Origin of the sequence: Sphingobacterium sp. SGL-16 (assembly GCF_011043515.1) — a bacterium.
Taxonomy (GTDB): domain Bacteria; phylum Bacteroidota; class Bacteroidia; order Sphingobacteriales; family Sphingobacteriaceae; genus Sphingobacterium; species Sphingobacterium litopenaei.
In genome coordinates this window covers 1-18,009 of the sequence record NZ_JAAKGQ010000063.1, presented here as the reverse complement: position 1 = coordinate 18,009, position 18,009 = coordinate 1, and the positions used below count along the sequence as shown (strand labels likewise).

At 35.2% G+C, this 18,009-nt stretch carries 16 protein-coding genes; 9 read left to right on the top strand and 7 right to left on the bottom strand.

The window, feature by feature from the left end; all coding sequences use genetic code 11:
* Window positions 1-19: 19 nt before the first annotated feature.
* The 3 genes from G5B32_RS15375 to floA all read right to left on the bottom strand — a co-directional run bounded on the left by G5B32_RS15375 (window position 20) and on the right by floA (window position 2,404).
* Window positions 20-610, bottom strand: coding sequence for a Maf family protein (locus G5B32_RS15375; RefSeq protein ID WP_165292385.1), 591 nt, complete (start codon window positions 608-610; stop codon window positions 20-22).
* Between the two features lies 1 nt (window position 611).
* A complete protein-coding gene (locus G5B32_RS15370) occupies window positions 612-1,130 on the bottom strand; it encodes a KdsC family phosphatase (RefSeq protein WP_165292384.1) in 519 nt (172 codons plus the stop codon).
* 296 nt (window positions 1,131-1,426) lie between these two features.
* On the bottom strand, window positions 1,427-2,404 hold the full coding sequence (gene floA / locus G5B32_RS15365) for a flotillin-like protein FloA (protein WP_165292383.1): 978 nt from the start codon (window positions 2,402-2,404) through the stop codon (window positions 1,427-1,429).
* 237 nt (window positions 2,405-2,641) lie between these two features.
* Here floA and G5B32_RS15360 point away from each other — a divergent pair, with 237 nt between their 5' ends.
* The 8 genes from G5B32_RS15360 to G5B32_RS15325 all read left to right on the top strand — a co-directional run bounded on the left by G5B32_RS15360 (window position 2,642) and on the right by G5B32_RS15325 (window position 13,501).
* Entirely contained in the window at window positions 2,642-6,058 is a 3,417-nt protein-coding gene (locus G5B32_RS15360; RefSeq protein WP_165292382.1) for a hybrid sensor histidine kinase/response regulator, read from the top strand.
* The gene (locus G5B32_RS15355) at window positions 6,046-6,879 is read left to right on the top strand and encodes a CheR family methyltransferase (protein ID WP_165292381.1); all 834 of its coding nucleotides are present in this window, start codon (window positions 6,046-6,048) and stop codon (window positions 6,877-6,879) included. The genes G5B32_RS15360 and G5B32_RS15355 overlap by 13 nt, the downstream gene beginning before the upstream one ends.
* Window positions 6,879-7,445, top strand: coding sequence for a chemotaxis protein CheB (locus tag G5B32_RS15350; protein WP_165292380.1), 567 nt, complete (start codon window positions 6,879-6,881; stop codon window positions 7,443-7,445). The genes G5B32_RS15355 and G5B32_RS15350 overlap by 1 nt, the downstream gene beginning before the upstream one ends.
* Window positions 7,446-7,450: 5 nt before the next feature.
* Window positions 7,451-9,064 (top strand): response regulator, encoded by a 1,614-nt coding sequence (locus G5B32_RS15345; RefSeq protein ID WP_165292379.1) that lies wholly within the window; start codon window positions 7,451-7,453, stop codon window positions 9,062-9,064.
* 60 nt (window positions 9,065-9,124) lie between these two features.
* Window positions 9,125-9,658, top strand: a complete 534-nt coding sequence (locus G5B32_RS15340) for a plastocyanin/azurin family copper-binding protein (RefSeq protein WP_165292378.1) — start codon at window positions 9,125-9,127, stop codon at window positions 9,656-9,658.
* A gap of 122 nt (window positions 9,659-9,780) precedes the next feature.
* The gene (gene lpdA / locus G5B32_RS15335) at window positions 9,781-11,187 is read left to right on the top strand and encodes a dihydrolipoyl dehydrogenase (protein ID WP_165292377.1); all 1,407 of its coding nucleotides are present in this window, start codon (window positions 9,781-9,783) and stop codon (window positions 11,185-11,187) included.
* Between the two features lie 66 nt (window positions 11,188-11,253).
* Window positions 11,254-11,658, top strand: a complete 405-nt coding sequence (locus tag G5B32_RS15330; RefSeq protein WP_165292376.1) for an acyl-CoA thioesterase — start codon at window positions 11,254-11,256, stop codon at window positions 11,656-11,658.
* A 733-nt stretch (window positions 11,659-12,391) separates the two neighbouring features.
* Entirely contained in the window at window positions 12,392-13,501 is a 1,110-nt protein-coding gene (locus G5B32_RS15325; RefSeq protein ID WP_165292375.1) for a hypothetical protein, read from the top strand.
* Between the two features lie 56 nt (window positions 13,502-13,557).
* Here G5B32_RS15325 and G5B32_RS15320 read toward each other — a convergent pair whose 3' ends face one another.
* Window positions 13,558-13,857 carry a DUF3817 domain-containing protein gene (locus tag G5B32_RS15320; RefSeq protein ID WP_165292374.1) on the bottom strand — a complete coding sequence of 100 codons (300 nt, stop codon included), beginning with the start codon at window positions 13,855-13,857 and terminating at the stop codon, window positions 13,558-13,560.
* Between the two features lie 93 nt (window positions 13,858-13,950).
* The gene (locus tag G5B32_RS15315; RefSeq protein WP_165292373.1) at window positions 13,951-14,772 is read right to left on the bottom strand and encodes an SGNH/GDSL hydrolase family protein; all 822 of its coding nucleotides are present in this window, start codon (window positions 14,770-14,772) and stop codon (window positions 13,951-13,953) included.
* A gap of 236 nt (window positions 14,773-15,008) precedes the next feature.
* Between G5B32_RS15315 and lpdA (G5B32_RS15310) the strand changes: the two genes are divergently transcribed.
* Window positions 15,009-16,397 (top strand): dihydrolipoyl dehydrogenase, encoded by a 1,389-nt coding sequence (gene lpdA, locus G5B32_RS15310; RefSeq protein WP_165292372.1) that lies wholly within the window; start codon window positions 15,009-15,011, stop codon window positions 16,395-16,397.
* A gap of 92 nt (window positions 16,398-16,489) precedes the next feature.
* Here the strand turns inward: lpdA (G5B32_RS15310) and G5B32_RS17510 are convergent, their stop codons facing one another.
* Window positions 16,490-17,227, bottom strand: a complete 738-nt coding sequence (locus tag G5B32_RS17510; RefSeq protein WP_206366924.1) for a reverse transcriptase domain-containing protein — start codon at window positions 17,225-17,227, stop codon at window positions 16,490-16,492.
* Window positions 17,157-17,768: a reverse transcriptase domain-containing protein gene (locus G5B32_RS17505; RefSeq protein ID WP_206366923.1), complete on the bottom strand. Its 612-nt coding sequence runs from the start codon at window positions 17,766-17,768 to the stop codon at window positions 17,157-17,159. The genes G5B32_RS17510 and G5B32_RS17505 overlap by 71 nt, the downstream gene beginning before the upstream one ends.
* Window positions 17,769-18,009: the final 241 nt, after the last annotated feature.

Sequence of the window (18,009 nt, the reverse complement as noted above, 5' to 3'; positions counted from 1 at the left end):
GACTAGGTAATCCCACCTTTTATTTTATTATTTCTTTGATCGCTTGATAAACTCGTACTGTAGGCAAACCCATTACATTCTCATAAGAACCTTCAATTTTGGAAACAGCAATACGTCCAATCCATTCTTGAATACCGTAAGCTCCTGCTTTATCAAAAGGTTTATATCTATCAACATAATATTGGATTTCTTCTGGGGTCAAATCCTCAAAATGCACTGTCGTTTTATCCGTAAAATGAGACTTTTTGCCTTTGTAAGCTAAACCAACGCCAGTATATACTATATGAGATCTTCCAGAAAGTGATGAAATTACTTGCTTAGCTTCCTCAGCTGAAGAAGGTTTTCCCAACACATTATTTGCATTATCTACCACCACAGTATCTGAAGTTATGATCAAGACATCCTGAAATTCGGCTGCATCAAAAGCTTCTAATTTTTTCAAAGCTACATATTCAGCCGCTTCAGAAGAATTTACATGAGATGGTATAGACTCGTCTACGCTTTTTATGATAACATCAAAATCTATACCTAAGGAAGCTAAAAGTTCTTTTCGTCGAGGTGATTGAGAACCGAGTACAACTTTTATATCTTGTAAGTAATTCTTCAACATATTATACGCTTGGAGTTAATACATCTACATGCCATTTGCCTTGCAATCGAAGCAATTTTTCTAAAATCTCACGCACTACACCTTCCCCTCCTTTAAGTTTAGAAACATAGCTACTTACTTTTTTTATGTCTTCTACGGCATCTGCAGGCGAAACGGCAATGCCTACTTTTTGCATGCATATATAATCAGGCATATCATCTCCTACAAAAAGAACTTCCTCTGTATTATAATCATATTTTTCCAAAAGTTCTCGAAGCAACGTCCATTTGTCGCTAATACCCAAAAATGTTTCCTTAACACCTAATCCTTCAAACCGCAACTTAACTCCTTGAGATTTAGCACCTGTAATTACAAAAATATCCACCCCTTGCTTGATGGCATATTGTATAGCATAGCCATCTTTTACATTAAATGTGCGAAGTTGATTTCCCTCCTCCGTCACTAAAATATCTCCATTGGTCAATACGCCATCCACATCAAGGACTACGCATTTAACGCTTTTCAACTTAGTATAAATCATATTGAGCCAAAGTAACCACTTAATTTTCAGCTTCACAAAATTATTATTTACTCGAAAAAGACACCTAATTATTAGCTATTCACTCAAAAATCATAAAACTGTCAGAAAATAGTTGTTTTTACAACTTTTATACCTAAAAGTATTGACACGTGTCGATTCTTGATGTACCTTTGTATCAACAATTCGGAAGTAGTTTATCTGAATTGTTCATAAAGAAGTCTTTTCATAATTTAGGTTTATAATTGGTTAGTAGCAAACCTTGGCGCCCATCGTCAAGGTTTTGTTTTTTATACCAATTATTTCTTTTCGTTACCCTTTGGATTAGAGATAGATGAACGCATATCCGTATCGGCTTGTATATTTTGCATTTTATAATAATCCATGATTCCTAAATTACCATTACGGAAAGCCTCAGCCATGGCTAATGGTACTTGTGCCTCAGCTTCAATTACCTTCGCTTTTGCATCTTGTGCTTTCGCACGCATTTCTTGTTCTGTGGCTACTGCCATAGCACGACGTTCTTCCGCACGTGCATTTGCCACTTTAAGATCCGCTTCTGCTTGATCTGTTTGCAATTTTGCACCTACGTTTTCACCAATATCGATATCGGCGATATCAATCGAAAGAATTTCAAACGCTGTTCCAGAATCCAAACCTTTGGATAGTACAGTTTTTGAAATACGATCAGGATTTTCTAATACCTCTTTGTGGTCCGTAGAAGAACCAATGGTTGTTACTATCCCCTCTCCTACGCGAGCAAGAATCGTTTCTTCACCAGCACCACCCACCAATTGATTAATATTCGCACGAACGGTTACACGTGCTTTGGCAATTAACTGAATACCATCTTTTGCTACGGCTGCTACTGGAGGTGTATTGATTACTTGAGGATTTACTGATAATTGTACCGCATCAAATACATCACGACCAGCCAAATCAATGGCTGTTGCCAATTTAAAGTCCAAAGGAATATTAGCTTTGTCTGCCGAAATAAGTGCCTTTATCACTTTGTTTACATTTCCACCGGCCAAATAATGCGTTTCGATTTCGTTGGTTGTAATACGTAGACCTGCCTTAGTCGATGTAATCATCGCATTAGTCACTAAGGAAGGTGGCACTTTACGCAAACGCATGAGCACTAAATTCAATAGACTAATACGCACATTTGATAATTGCGCCGTGAACCACAAATTTACGGGTAATAAATAAAGCAGAATCGATAGGGCAACCACCGCACCGATTATCGTAAGAATAACACTAATTTCTGGATTCATAAATTGTTATTTAAATCAATAATCACTTTTCTAAAGATATTAATTATATTTATTTAATACATTTTTTGCACAAAAAATGTATTATTCTTTTATTTTTATAAAAATCTAGATTATAATTGCCTTCTACTTATATCAATTCATTTACTTAAGTTATTGGAAAACATTTTTTCTGAGCTACACACAGCCTTAACTTGATTGAAAAATATAAATAAAACACAAACTGAACATTAACATATTATGACTAAAAATGACAAATTAAAAAGTCAGCTCATTACGAGTAGTATAGTTTCACTATTGATAATGCTGATTGGGGCAGTTTATCTATTCTACAGTATTAATACTTTTCTTAAAAAGAATGAAGAAATATTAAATCATTCTCAAGAGCAGTTGTACATTTCTACAGCAATTAATGCGGATCTGAAGGAATTGATTAATGCAAATATAAAGGAAGTATATAATCCCAATACGCATAATCAACAGATTAAAAGTTTAATAACTTCGCTTTCCAATGAACTTACTAAGCTTCAACTTTTCAAAGATGAAAATGCTTTTGTGGGATTTTTGTCTACACATGTTGAAAACATAATTAAGGAAACTGAAGATCCTGGTATAAAAAGTAACGAAGAACAAATCAATTATTGGAATCGCCAAGATGAATCAACAATAAATGTTGTTAATACTTTTATTAAAAATATAGTTGATTACCGTGTTGAGAGAATCGCTAAAAATGAGGCTGCATTTAATGTTGCAAAATACATTATACTTGGCCTTATCATAATAATATTTTCTTTCATCTTATTTACCTTCAACAGGATAATTAAGGCTATGAATAATCTCAAGAAGGCAAGTGAAGATCTTATAGCCATAAATAATGAATTTTTAGAAGCCAAAAATGAGATAGAGAAATCAAATTGGATACTTGAAAAAAGTTCAATGGTTTCCGAAGGAATCAGTGGTTTGGATGAAGAAAGAGAAATCTGCGAAGTCGTTGTAAATATTTTAAACAAGAATATCGATTCTCCTGCCATCGCTATTTACATCCGTAAACCTGATACCGAACTTTTTAAATTATGCGTTGGTCACGGCGTAAATAAGGATTTGGCCGTAAAACAATTTATTTCGGGAGATGGATTTTTGGGTAAAATAACAGAAGACAAAGTCAATGTTATTCTTGAAAATCAAAATAAAGCACATCTAAATATTCAAAGTTCGTTGGTAAAAGATACTACATATTCTATTATCTACTGTCCATTGATACATGATGGTTCTACCTTAGGTCTTATCGAAATTGCGGTAGCGGATCTAAATGATGAGAATAGAAACACATACAATGACTATTTCACCCGCATAAGCAAAACAATTGCTACGCGTATTAAATTTGGTCAAAGCCACCTGTTGGTTCAGGAATTATTGGATGAGACACAGCGTCAAACGGAAGAACTGGAAGCTCAACAAGAAGAACTTCGCATTACGAACGAAGAATTAGTTCATAAAACAAATCTTTTAGAGTCTTCTGAGGAAGAATTACGCGTACAACAAGAAGAATTAACACAAACAAATATTGAGTTAAACAAAAAAGCAGAAGAACTTGAGATAAGAAATCAAGATCTGAACGAAACACAAAAACTTGTTGAACAAAAAATCCTTGAAGTAGAGCTAGCTAGTAAATACAAATCAGAATTCATGGCAAATATGAGTCATGAATTACGTACTCCATTAAACAGTATTCTGATCTTAGCTAAATTACTCCAAGATAATAAGCATAAAAACCTGAACAATGAGCAAGTGAAATATGCAAAAGTGATTCACGATGCCGGAGCAGATTTACTTGAGCTGATTAATGAACTATTAGATTTAGCAAAAATTGAGGCGGGTCACGTAGATCTAAATGTCGCGAAGATAAATTCTGTTGAATTTATTAAAGATGTGGAAGATCTTTTCAAGGCGATAGCCAAAGACAAGAAAATTAATTTCAAAACCTCAATTGATAAAAAAGTTCCTGTAGAATTCCTATCTGACGAATACAGATTGCAACAAGTGCTTAAAAATTTCCTTTCCAATGCTTTCAAATTTACCGAGCCTGAAGGAAAGGTCGAATTAAAAGTAAGTTTACAGTCCAATAATTTGTGTTTTGATGTAATCGATTCAGGAAAAGGTATTTCAAAAGAAAAACAAGACTTAATATTCGAGGCTTTCAGACAAGAAGATGGATCTACAAGCCGAAAATACGGCGGTACTGGATTAGGTCTTTCTATCAGTAAAGAAATTGCTAGTTTATTAGGCGGGCGTATTACGTTGGAAAGTGAAATCGGTGTAGGAAGTAAATTCTCCTTAATTATACCTATTCAAACGGCTGAAGCTTTCGTAAATAAACCGGCTCCTGCTAGAATTGAAATTCCTTCTTCTAAACCAAAACCTGTAGCAAAACAGCCAGAAGGTCCTGTAGTGAATAAACCGGTAGTTTCTCCGCCAAATGGTGATTCAAAAACTATTTTGATTATAGAAGATGATATAAATTTTGCCGATATACTGAAAGGTTTTGCAGAAGATTACGGCTTTGATGTGATTCTAGCTCATGATGGTGCCAAAGGCATTGAGTTAGCGAAAGCAAATCGGCCTAGTGCAATTATCTTAGATGTCATGCTACCTATTGCCGATGGTTGGGAAGTGCTACGCGTATTGAAAGATGACGAAAGTACAAAGCATATTCCAATTCATATGATGTCGGCGGCAACCTTCTCTAAAAAAGACTTTATTGAGCACGGTGCCATCGGATTTATGCATAAACCTGTCACAGAAGAAACTATTCAGAGCACTTTTGAAAACATTAATATTAATCTAAATAACTCGGTTAAAAAGGTTCTTTTAGTAGAAGATCAAGAATTGCAAAGTGATTATATCAAGAATTCATTTTCTGGACACAATATTAACGTGATTCAAACATTCTCATTGAACTCCGCGTGGGCAAAATTGAATACCGAACAAAATATAGACTGCATCATTTTGGATTTAAGCCTTCCAGATGGAAATGGTCTAGACTTGATCGAAAAAATAAAAACAAATGAGGCTTTAGCACAGATTCCCATCATAATTAACACGGCTTATGAGCTTCCAAAAGAACAATATGACAAGATTCTAACGGATGCTCGAGCAACTATTTTGAAATCGGACAAGTCAAGCGACCGTTTAATTGATGAAGTAAATTTATTCTTGAATAAATTGAATAGTAATACACAACAACCTGTGGCTACCGTTCCAACTATTACCCAAACTAACAATTTGAATGGTAAGCGGGTTTTAATTGCGGATGATGATATGCGAAATGTATTCGCTTTATCCACAAGTTTACAGAGCTACGATATGCATATCGAAATAGCTAACAATGGTCGAGAAGCTATTGATATTCTTAAAAATCCAAATCACGGTGTGGATATCGTGTTAATGGATATTATGATGCCAGAAATGGATGGTTACGAAGCTATACAGATTATCCGTGAAGAGTTAAAATACAAGAACCTTCCGATCTTGGCCGTGACGGCAAAAGCAATGAAGGGAGATAGGGAAAAATCAATACAAATAGGTGCTAACGATTATGTAAGCAAGCCTATTGATATTGATAAGTTGACGTCATTAATGCAAGTATGGCTGGGATAAAAAATACCATTTTAATTGAATTTGAGGAGTTAGAAGAAATCATTTATCTACTTCAGAATATTTCTGAAGTAGACCTTTCGGGATATTCTAAGTCGTCTCTAAAAAGAAGGGTAGAGCGATTTCTCCAAGTGGAGAAAATGGATTTGGTGGACTTAAAAAACGCCATTGTGAATGTCAAAGATTTTCACAATTACTTTATTCAAGAACTCGTGGTAAACGTAACCGAGATGTTTCGAGATCCGCAGTTTTTCGTTTCCTTGAAAAAGAATGTTATTCCTTACCTGAAAACATATCCTCAAATCAGAATATGGAGTGCGGGCTGTTCTACGGGCGAAGAAGCTTATTCGACGACAATTTTGTTGAATGAAACAAATATCTTAGACAGAAGCTTTATTTATGGAACCGATATAAGCCCAAAAGCTTTAGAAATAGCACGTAAAGGAGTTTATTCACTAAATAAGATCAAATCTTACACGGAGAATTATTTACAAACAAGCCCTACTTCAGATTTTTCAAGCCACTACACCGCCATGTATGATGCCGCCATTATAAATAAAGAATACAGAAGCAAGGTTTTATTTTCTACACACAATCTAGTTTCTGATCATGCTTTCAATGAATTTCAATTGATTATGTGTAGAAATGTGATGATTTATTTTGATAAGGATTTGCAAAAAAGAGTTTTAAAACTTTTTTACGATTCGCTGAGCCTATTTGGTTTCTTATGTTTGGGATCAAAAGAAAGCTTATATGCGCACGAGATAAAAGATAATTTTAAAGTGATTGATAAAAAATACAACATCTATCAAAAGATAAAATAATGCCGACTGCAACCGAAATAATATTAATTGGAGGCTCTGCTGGATCATATACACTTATTGCTGAGCTTCTTGAACAATTGCCGAGTTATTTCCAAGCTGCAATCTGCATCGTATTACACCGTAACAGGCAGTATGATACGCAGATAGAAAAAAGCTTATCAAGAAAATTGAGAAGAAATATACTGTCAGCTGTAGATAAAATGGACATCTGTATGAACCATGTATATTTTGCTCCTGCAGGTTATCATTTACTTGTAGAACCAGATTTTACTTTTTCGCTAGATGGCTCGGAGCATATCAATTACTCCAGACCATCGATCGATGTTCTTTTTGAGACAGCTGCACAAATATATAAAGATAAGTGCACCGCTTTTTTGCTATCAGGAGCAAATAGTGACGGCGCAAGAGGACTGCACGTGGTCGAAGAATATGGAGGCAAAATCATTATTCAAGACCCTAACCAAGCACCTATACAAACCATGCCTTTAGCTGGTCAAAGAGAGACAATAAATCCAGAAATATGGAATGATTCTCAAATAATATCGTTTTTCAACAAATTAAATTAAAAGTCATGAAAAAAGTCAATTTATTGATACTTGACGACAAAGCAGAAAATATCATCAGTTTGGAAGCCTTATTGGCGGATATTGACAATGTCAATATTATCAGCACTACGGATCCAAATGAAGCCTTGAAACTTTGTTGGAAAAATGACATTTCAATCGCTTTGGTAGACGTTCAAATGCCTGATATTAACGGTTTTGAATTTGTCTCTTTGTTAAAAGCTAATCCTAAGACCAGCCACATCATTGCTATTATGGTAACGGCTATCTCCAAAGAAGATAAATATCTCATCAAAGGTCTCCAAAGTGGAGCTGTGGATTATTTGTACAAACCACTTAATCCTGAGATTACCATCGCAAAAGTAAACGCCTTTATAAAACAAGTCGAAATACAAGAAGAGATCATTCACAAGAATGCCGAATTAGAACAGTCCAAAATTGCGCTGATTCAAGCCAACAGAGAAGCAGAGCACGCACGGAAATCCAAAGAAATTTTCTTGGCAAACATGAGTCATGAAATTCGTACGCCGATTAATGGCATTATGGGAATCATGCATATGCTCAAAAATTCTCCTCTGAATGAAGAGCAAATGGATTGGGTCAAGAGATTGGATACCGCATCCAATTCCTTGTTGATGATTATTAACGATATTTTAGATATTTCCAAGATCGATTCAGGCATGTTAAAGATTGAATTTGAAAACTTCAATCTAAAGGATCTTGTTCACGAAACAGCTAATATTTTCAGACTAAAAGCTGAAAGTAAGGGCTTGGAATTTGATATCACTTTTGATGATAGTCTTCCTAAAATAGTACGTTTTGATTCCTTACGTTTACAACAAATTCTAACTAACTTTATTTCTAATGCACTAAAATTCACAGATGATGGGTCTATTGAATTTTCGGTGAACACGATATCCCACAACAATAACAAACATACTATTGCATTTGCTGTTAAAGATACAGGAATAGGTATTAGGGCTGAATCTGTTGAAAAAATATTCCAAGAATTTGAACAAGGCGATGATCGTATAACCAAAAAATTTGGAGGTACAGGATTGGGATTGGCTATTGTAAAAAGATTGGCAAAATTATTGGATGGAGAAGTGAAAGCAGAAAGTAATTACGGACAAGGGTCTGTTTTCACTTTTATTGTTGAAATGGAAGAAGTAATAGCGGAGAAATTGGATGAGAAAAAAGAAAACCTTCAATACACACAACTGCCTAAACTAAGCAATCTAAACACTTTAGTTGCAGAAGATAATGACTTAAATAGTTTTATGCTTGCCCATATGCTACGTAAATGGGAATGCAATGTCACTATCGTAAAAAATGGCAGACTAGCACTAGAAGCTCTTGAAAGCAATGATTACGACTTGATTTTAATGGATACTCATATGCCGATTATGAGTGGTTTTGAAGCGATAACTGAAATAAGGAACAGTCTCAATCCCAAACTGAGTAACATTCCGATTATTACTATTTCAGCTTCAGTGATGGAGCATGAGCAAAAAGCTGCTTTTGAAGTTGGTGCTGATGATGTGATCGGAAAACCATTTAATCCACTCGAACTTTATAACAAAATTGTCAAAGCTTGTAAGTTACAGATAATAAATAGTTAAGAAATTTCGTCAACTGCATTTAATTTGTAAATTTGGCTTAAGACAACTTATATTAAAATTATGAAAAAATACTTTTTAATTCCTGCAATAGCTTTAGGTTTGACAATAGCATCTTGTGGGGGAGGAAACACAAAGACTGAAAGTGATAATACTGCAACAACTACGGAAGAATCAGCTTCTGATGTAACTGAAACGGTAGAAGGTATTGAAAATGTGACTTTATCTAATACATGGACGGTAACAGGTAATGACCAAATGAAATTCGACACTGAATTAATTCGTGTAAAAGCCGGAGAACCATTAGAGTTGACTTTCAAAAATGTAGGTACATTACCAAAAGAATCTATGGGACACAATATCGTGATTTTAAAACCTGGAGTTGATTTAGCAACTTTTGGTGGCGAAGCTGCTAGTGCCGCGGATAATGAATACATTCCAAAATCTTCATTATCTTCTATCGTAGAACATACTAAATTATTAGGTCCAGGCGAAGAAGACAAAATTTCTGTAACTTTAGAAAAAGGTGTATACGACTATATCTGTAGTTTTCCAGGTCACTTTGGTATGATGAAAGGTAAAATCGTCGCGGAATAAAATTTTCCAATGTAAAATATTCTTAATTAAAGGCACCAAAAGTGCCTTTTTTTATGCCAACATAATTTGGTAATAGTGAAGGATAAACCTTAACTTTGCAACAAAAATATAAAAAAGCAATTATGCAATACGACGTAATAGTAATTGGTAGTGGTCCAGGCGGTTATGTAGCCGCTATCCGTTGTGCTCAATTGGGTTTAAAAACAGCGGTAATTGAAAAATATAGCACTTTTGGTGGTACATGTTTGAATGTTGGATGTATCCCTTCAAAAGCTTTATTAGACACTTCAGAGCACTATCACAATGCTGCTCATGCTTTTGCAGATCACGGTATATCTGTGAAAGACTTAAAAATTGATGTTAAAAAAATGATCGATCGCAAAAATGATGTGATCGCACAAAATACAGCAGGTATCACTTACCTTTTTAAAAAGAACAAAATTGATTCTTACGAAGGTGTAGGTTCATTCGTGAATAAAAACACCATCAAAATCACGAAAAAAGATGGTTCTGCAGAAGAAATTACTGGTAAAAATATAATCATTGCTACTGGTTCTAAACCAACAGCATTGCCTTTCCTACCTATCGACAAAAAACGTATCATCACTTCTACTGAAGCTTTAAACTTACAAGAAGTTCCTAAACACTTAATCGTTATCGGCGGTGGTGTTATCGGTCTTGAGTTAGGTTCAGTATATGCTCGTCTTGGTGCCAAAGTATCGGTAATTGAATACGCTAAATCAATTATCAGTACGATGGACGGCGGTTTAGGTAAAGAATTACAACGCGTATTGAAAAAATCTTTAGGCATGGAATTCTTCTTAGGTCACAAAGTAACAGGTGCTACTGCAAAAGGTAAAACTGTTACTGTAACTGCTGAAGACGCAAAAGGTCAAGCGGTATCATTCGAAGGTGATTACTGTATCGTTTCTGTAGGTCGTGTAGCTTATACAAAAGACTTAGGGTTAGAAAATATCGGCATTACTCCAGAAGAAAGAGGAAATAAAATCACTGTAAACGAACACTTAGAAACAGCCGTGGAAGGCGTTTACGCTATCGGTGACGTGGTGAAAGGTGCTATGTTAGCGCACAAAGCTGAGGACGAAGGTATTTATGTAGCAGAACGTATTGCTGGTCAAAAACCACATATCGACTACAACTTAATCCCTGGTGTAGTATACACTTGGCCAGAAGTTGCTTCTGTTGGAAAAACTGAAGAACAATTGAAAGAAGCAGGAGTAAAATACAAATCAGGTTCATTCTCATTCAAAGCCTCAGGTCGTGCAAAAGCTTCAGGCGATACGGATGGTTTCGTAAAAGTATTGGCAGATGCCGCTACTGACGAAGTATTAGGTGTTCACATGATTGGTCCCCGTGCAGCAGACATGATTGCAGAGGCTGTGGTAGCTATGGAATACAGAGCTTCAGCAGAAGATATTTCTAGAATCTGCCATGCTCACCCTACTTACACAGAAGCAATTAAAGAAGCTGCTCTTGCAGCAACAGATAACAGAGCTATTCACGCTTAAAAAACATTTAAAGAGGCAAAGCAATTTGCCTCTTTTCTTTTGTTTCTCATTTTATATTCAACTATAATGAACTTTCACACTAGAAAATGGGTAAAACCTGAGGATCTAAATCCGAACGGTTCACTTTTTGGAGGCACGCTCCTACGCTGGATTGATGAAGAAGCTGTTATTTATGCCATTGTACAATTAGGCAATCCACACGTAGTAACTAAGTTTATTTCTGAGATTAACTTTGTTAGTTCAGCTAAGCAAGGTGATATTATTGAGCTAGGTATCACAGCAACGGAATTCGGTAGAACTTCCATCACACTAACATGTCAAGTTCGCAATAAAATTACTCGAAAAACGATTCTTTCTATCGATAAGTTGGTATTTGTGAATCTGGATAAAGAAGGAGTTCCCACTCCTCATGGAAAAACGGAAATTACTTATGCCTATATGAGCATAAATGATCTTCCTCAAAAGGACTAATCTCCTTCCTCAAAGTATAAAGTATTGATATACAATACAATGTCAATACTTTATAATTTTTATCGTAATTTTTTTTCACTATAATGTAGAATAAAATTTACACAAAGTAAATTTTATAACAACTTGAGATTATTGATTGCATATTAATTAATTAATTTCGCCTTATGCAAACCAAAAAACATAAATATTATAAACCCATAATTTTTCTCCATACTATTAATATAGAAGATGATATCTTCTCTACATGGACAGACAAGATGATTTATCCTTTTCATGAAGGTTTGCGGGTAATTGCTTAATTGGGTAAATACAAATTTTCCATACAATCAAGTCTTCGATAAAGAGTAGTTTATAATGAAAAAAATTACTCTGTGTCCATTTAGTAAATATCTCCCCTATAAAATCAAAGTAGAAAAATAGCTACAATAAGATAAACTATAGATTAATTTTTAGAATTATTTTAATATTAATTAAGTATTTAATTAATTTTTCGAAATGCCAAACAATAAATACACCAAACCTAGAATTTTTCTACATATAATTAATGTAGAACACAGCCTATGTACAGGCTCAAATTATAATTTGATCCAACCAAATCAAGATGGCTTTTTAATACATTCATGGGAAGATGAAGAAATTATAAATGTAGATTTCCAATTAAAAAATTAATACTTAAGACATGCGTAATATAAAATTACACTCATTAATAATTATTATTATTTCAAATCTATTAATGAACTGTACTAAGATAGATGAGGAGATAAGTAAAAACGGAGAAATAATAGCTATAGGTATAGGAAATATTTCCGTAGAGAAAATGGATGTTTATACCCCTACAACACAAAAAAATGCTACTACTACTAGTTCCAATTCATTTTCACAAACAAATGACAACAGTCAAACAATTGGATACAGCATAACCTATGGGGCTACTGAAAAAATCAATAAGTCAAAACTAGCCGCAACTGAGATTGCATACGACTTAAAAACAGGCTGGAGATATAAACTAATTGCCTACGACAAAGATGGCAATCAAGCTGATTTAGTTACATACATCAGATGTAATATAGAAAGTGAGAAACAAACATTAAAACTTATTAACGGCGAAACATATACTTTCGTATGCTATTCTGAATACAATACGACAAATTCTAATAATGGAACCATTCCAACACTGAAAGCCCTAACAACAACGAATTTAAATACTGCTGAAATAAGTTCGTTAGATGGTGGCGCAGCTTTTATGTTTTGGAAAGAAACACACAAAGTTACTAAAGAATTAAAGCTTAGAATTAATTTAAGGCATCAATTCCATGGCTACGAAATCCGCTTAAAAGCACCTGCAGGGTACACATTTAGCATATCTAATGGAACTGCGTCAGGTTTAGGAGCTCGAATTTATCCTTCTGTAACACAAGTAAGGTTTAAAATAAGTGATTTGACATTAACCCAAGCAATACCAAATCCAAGTCGTCCTAATCCAGACACTGTGAATACACACTTTGAGAAATTAATGGGATCAGACTATCTTACGCCTTACATTACCATTGGAAGAACAATTAGGTTCGTAGATCCTGATAATAAAACTTCATTATTGGGTGATAACGCTAAATTCGTCCAAGAACTCTATTGCGATGAGATCTCTATGTTGACTATTCATGATCAAAATTTTCCAATATATACAAAATATAAATCTGTCATTAGGATACATGATTTGAGGCTACGTAAAGTTTCAAATAATGCAACAACGTCTAATCAGACACTATTTATTCATAATATTGACATGAAAAGATATAAAATGAATAGGATAACTATAAATCTTATTCCCCCAGCCGGATTTTAAGATTAAGCTTTTTTTGAAGAATCGCAACTATCCTTAATAAAACAAAAGCAAGCTAATTAGCTTGCTTTTGTTTTATTAAGGATGTCTTTCTTTACATCTCGTTCGACCCAGAAAGAAATAATAGGTATCAAAGAAAGTACAAAGTATTTTACTACTCTAGAAAATTTCCAATTAAAAGTTTGCCAACACATAATCAAAAGGATTACGAATATAACCACTAAAAATCCGTGTATCGAACCCGCCACTCTTACTGCCTCAGGAATGCCTGCAAAATATTTTAATGGCATTGCAATAAAGAATAACACAATAGTTGAAATCGCTTCCCACAAAGCTACTTGCTGAAAAATTCGTAACATACTTATAAATTAATTCGCTACGAAAATAGCCATTATTAAGTGTTAAAAAATAGTTATAATCTATATTGACCAAAGACTGACAAAATTCATATATTAAAATTTACCAGGAAATTGTAGCAACTGACACATAATTGTTTGAGCCATTCTATTATGTCCATCCGCATTAGGGTGGAGCAAATCCTTTTGTTTATTCGCAAAATACATAGCATGAGAATCTACCAAAGGTGATAGTCCCGAAGTACCAAACAAGTCAATAATTGGTAAAGACCAATATTGTCCAGCTTTTTTGATGCCCTCCACATAATCATCAATATACAATCCAACTCCATTCGCATAGCGTTCGTCAGGTTGCACATTCTTTTCATTAAAGTGCGCGTATCCACGATGAATAGGTGTCAAAAGTATGATTTGTTGTTGGGGAAAATGCTGTTTTAAGAAAGATAATACGCTATTGATTCTGCCATAAAAAGTATTTGTATCAAAAGAACTTTCCCTAAACTTTCTTTGTACTTGTTCACCATTATGATTGGTGAGTTGTAATGATTCAGTATATAGTGTCCCCATTTCCGTATTGGAATTATAATCATTCGTACCCGCAAAAATAATTATTGCTGACAATTCATCTATCCCCAAATCTTTTAGTTCTTGAGCTTGTACCATTATATCATTCCAAGTATGTCCGCTTCTTGCGAAAACATATGATTGAATCCCTAAATAATCTTCTAAATACTCCCAATACACTTTCTTCGTTCCTATCCTTCTTTTATCGGTAATAGAATCGCCTAAATAAGCTACTTTAGCTTTATACCATTGCGTTTGGCGCAAATTAGAGGTTAGATCTGAAGAAGTTACAGATTGAGTACATCCGCTCAAGGATAATAATAGTAAGATTAAAGTAAAAAACAGGTTTTTCATTATAGATTGATTCGTTTATAAAAGGTATTTCAATATCGCTTATATTTCTCTAAAAAGAGGCAATTCTGAGGAATTAAATTATCAAAAAATAAAATATTTAAAAAGCATCACCTCAAATAAAGGAAACAATATTTATTAGTTTTAGTCAATTACCTATCAATATAGTATAGTGAAGCCAAAAAAAAAGTGTATTTTTGGCTACAAAATTTGAAAAAGAAAACTAATTCAAAAACTATATGAACTACGACATTATTGTGATTGGATCTGGACCGGGTGGTTATGTTGCTGCTATCCGTGCATCTCAATTAGGTTTTAAGACTGCCGTTGTAGAGCGCGAAGCTTTAGGCGGTATTTGTTTAAACTGGGGATGTATTCCTACAAAAGCTTTATTAAAAAGTGCTCAAGTATTTGAATACTTAAACCATGCTGAAGAATACGGTATTAAAGTACAAGGCGGAGAAGCTGACTTTGGTGCAATTGTAAAAAGAAGTCGTGGTGTCGCTGATGGAATGAGCAAAGGTATCCAATTCTTAATGAAAAAGAACAAGATCGATGTGATCATGGGTACTGCTAAAATCAAAAAAGGTGGCAAAGTAGAAGTAAAAGCTGCAGACGGCAGTGTAAAAGAATATACAGCAAAACATACAATCTTAGCAACAGGTGCTCGTTCGAGAGAATTACCTAACTTGCCTCAAGATGGTAAAAAAATCATTGGCTACCGCCAAGCTATGAACTTACCTCAACAACCTAAATCTATGGTAGTTGTTGGTTCTGGTGCTATCGGTGTAGAATTTGCTTATTTCTATAATGCAATTGGTACAAAAGTAACTATCGTTGAATTCATGGACCGCATCGTCCCTGTAGAAGACGAAGAAGTATCAAAACAATTAGAAAAATCTTTGAAAAAAGCAGGTATCGATATCTTGACTAAATCTGAAGTAACTTCAGTAGATACTTCGGGTGCTTTATCAAAAGTAAATATCAAAACTGCGAAAGGTACAGAAGTAATCGAAGCTGAAATCGTATTATCAGCGGTAGGTATTGCTCCAAACATCGAAAACATCGGTTTAGAAGAAGTTGGTGTCAAAGTAGATAAAGGTCGTGTACTAGTTGATGATTTCTACAAAACAAATGTAGATGGCGTTTATGCTATCGGTGATATCGTAAAAGGGCAAGCTTTGGCACACGTTGCTTCAGCAGAAGCCATTACTTGTGTAGAGAAAATCAAAGGTTTACACGTCGAACCTATTAATTACAACAACATCCCTGGATGCACTTACTGTTCGCCAGAAATTGCTTCTGTAGGTCTTACAGAAAAAGCAGCTCGTGAAGCTGGTTATGAAATCAAAGTGGGTAAATTCCCATTCTCTGCATCAGGTAAAGCATCTGCTGCGGGTGCAAAAGACGGTTTCGTTAAAGTAATTTTCGATGCAAAATACGGTGAATTCTTAGGTGCACATATGATTGGTGCTAACGTAACTGAAATGATTGCTGAAGTAGTTGTAGCGCGTAAATTAGAAACAACTGGTCACGAAATTATTAAATCAGTTCACCCTCACCCAACAATGAGTGAAGCTATTATGGAAGCTGCCGCAGATGCTTATGGTGAAGTAATTCACTTATAGGACTAAGCTGACTATAGATTAGGAAGGTAATCATTATTTGATTACCTGACCCCTCACACCACCGTACTTGCCGTTCGGCATACGGCGGTTCATTAAACATTAACAGTCTTTGGGGCTATTATATCGGTTAGGTATAATAGTCCTTCTTTCTTTAAAAATGCAGTGGTAAGCGTTCGTTTTAGGATTGGGCTATTTACAGTGCGCCACGGGCCTTTACGGGTATTACCCCATTGATAAGCTTGATTGGGAGTCACTCCTAATTTCTTGAGCTCACTCACACGCGTCTTGACCCTCTTCCATTGGTTCCAGTAACATAGTCTAACACGGCTGCGCATCCATTCGTCTAAGGTTGAGAATATACTGCGCGTTTCACTTAACTTGAAGTAGCTTCCCCACCCTTGGTTCAATCTTCGGATTTGCATCATGCGCTCACCTATAGATAGAGGGCTTCTACGACTAGTAATTTTACGGATTTTATCCTTGTAGATACTAATACTTTTACCATGTACACTAATTCCTTTGCTGCCCTTCTTATGATAGAACGTAAACCCCAATAAGCGTGTGCGCCAAGGACGTGTAACAATACTCTTTTCTACATTTACTTTCAGTTTTAGTTCCTTTTCAATATACTTACTGATGCTTTCCATTACTCGATCTCCTGCTCGTTTACTTTTAACATAGATACTACAATCATCTGCATAGCGAACAAAGCGGTGACCTCTACTTTCCAGTTCCTTATCTAGTTTATCTAGTATGATATTAGAAAGCAATGGACTTAATGGACCGCCTTGCGGAACACCCTGTTTGCAAGAAGTCAATTTTGCCTTCATCCAGAATATCGGCACGAAGGATCCGATGAATTAGTTTCAAAACTCGCTTGTCAATGATCTTCTTGCTTAGTTCATTCATTAAGTAGTCATGGTTTACTCGGTCAAAGAATTGGGCAAGGTCCAGATCTACAACATGGCTATATCCCGAGTTAATGTATTCTTTGGCTTTTACTAATGCTTGGTGGGCATTCTTCTCTGAACGAAAACCATAGCTATGTTCCGAAAAGTCAGGATCATACATTCTTACCAAAACCTGAGAGATGGATTGTTGGATAAGCCTATCCATATAGGTAGGAATACCCAATAGACGTTCCCCTCCATTGGGTTTAGGGATTTTAACACGTTTAATAGGCAAAGGGCGATATTCGCCATGCTCTAGTTGTAATTTAACATCACGCCATTCACATGAGAGCTGTTCTTTAAATTCAACGTGACCCACATTATCAGTACCGGGTGCTCCTTTGTTTCCTACAACCTGATCGTATGCCTGATGTAGGTTGCTACTACTGATAATTTCTTCCAGTAACATCTCGTTTTGCATTCTTTTTTTTTCCCTGTTTCCGTGTCTTCTGTTTTCTTTCAAGATATCGCTCAGCGCTCCCTGCTACTTTTCTGCTTCCAGCATATCCCTTACAGGGCAGCTCTCCATTCGAAGTTTTCTGCTTTCTTTACGATAAGCCCAATTCGCATAGTTTAAACGGACGTTTAATGTTCAGCCCTTCCTTCCTAAAAAAAAAAAGTACTACGGCGTCTGCTGACTTCTGTCAAACCAATGATGTATC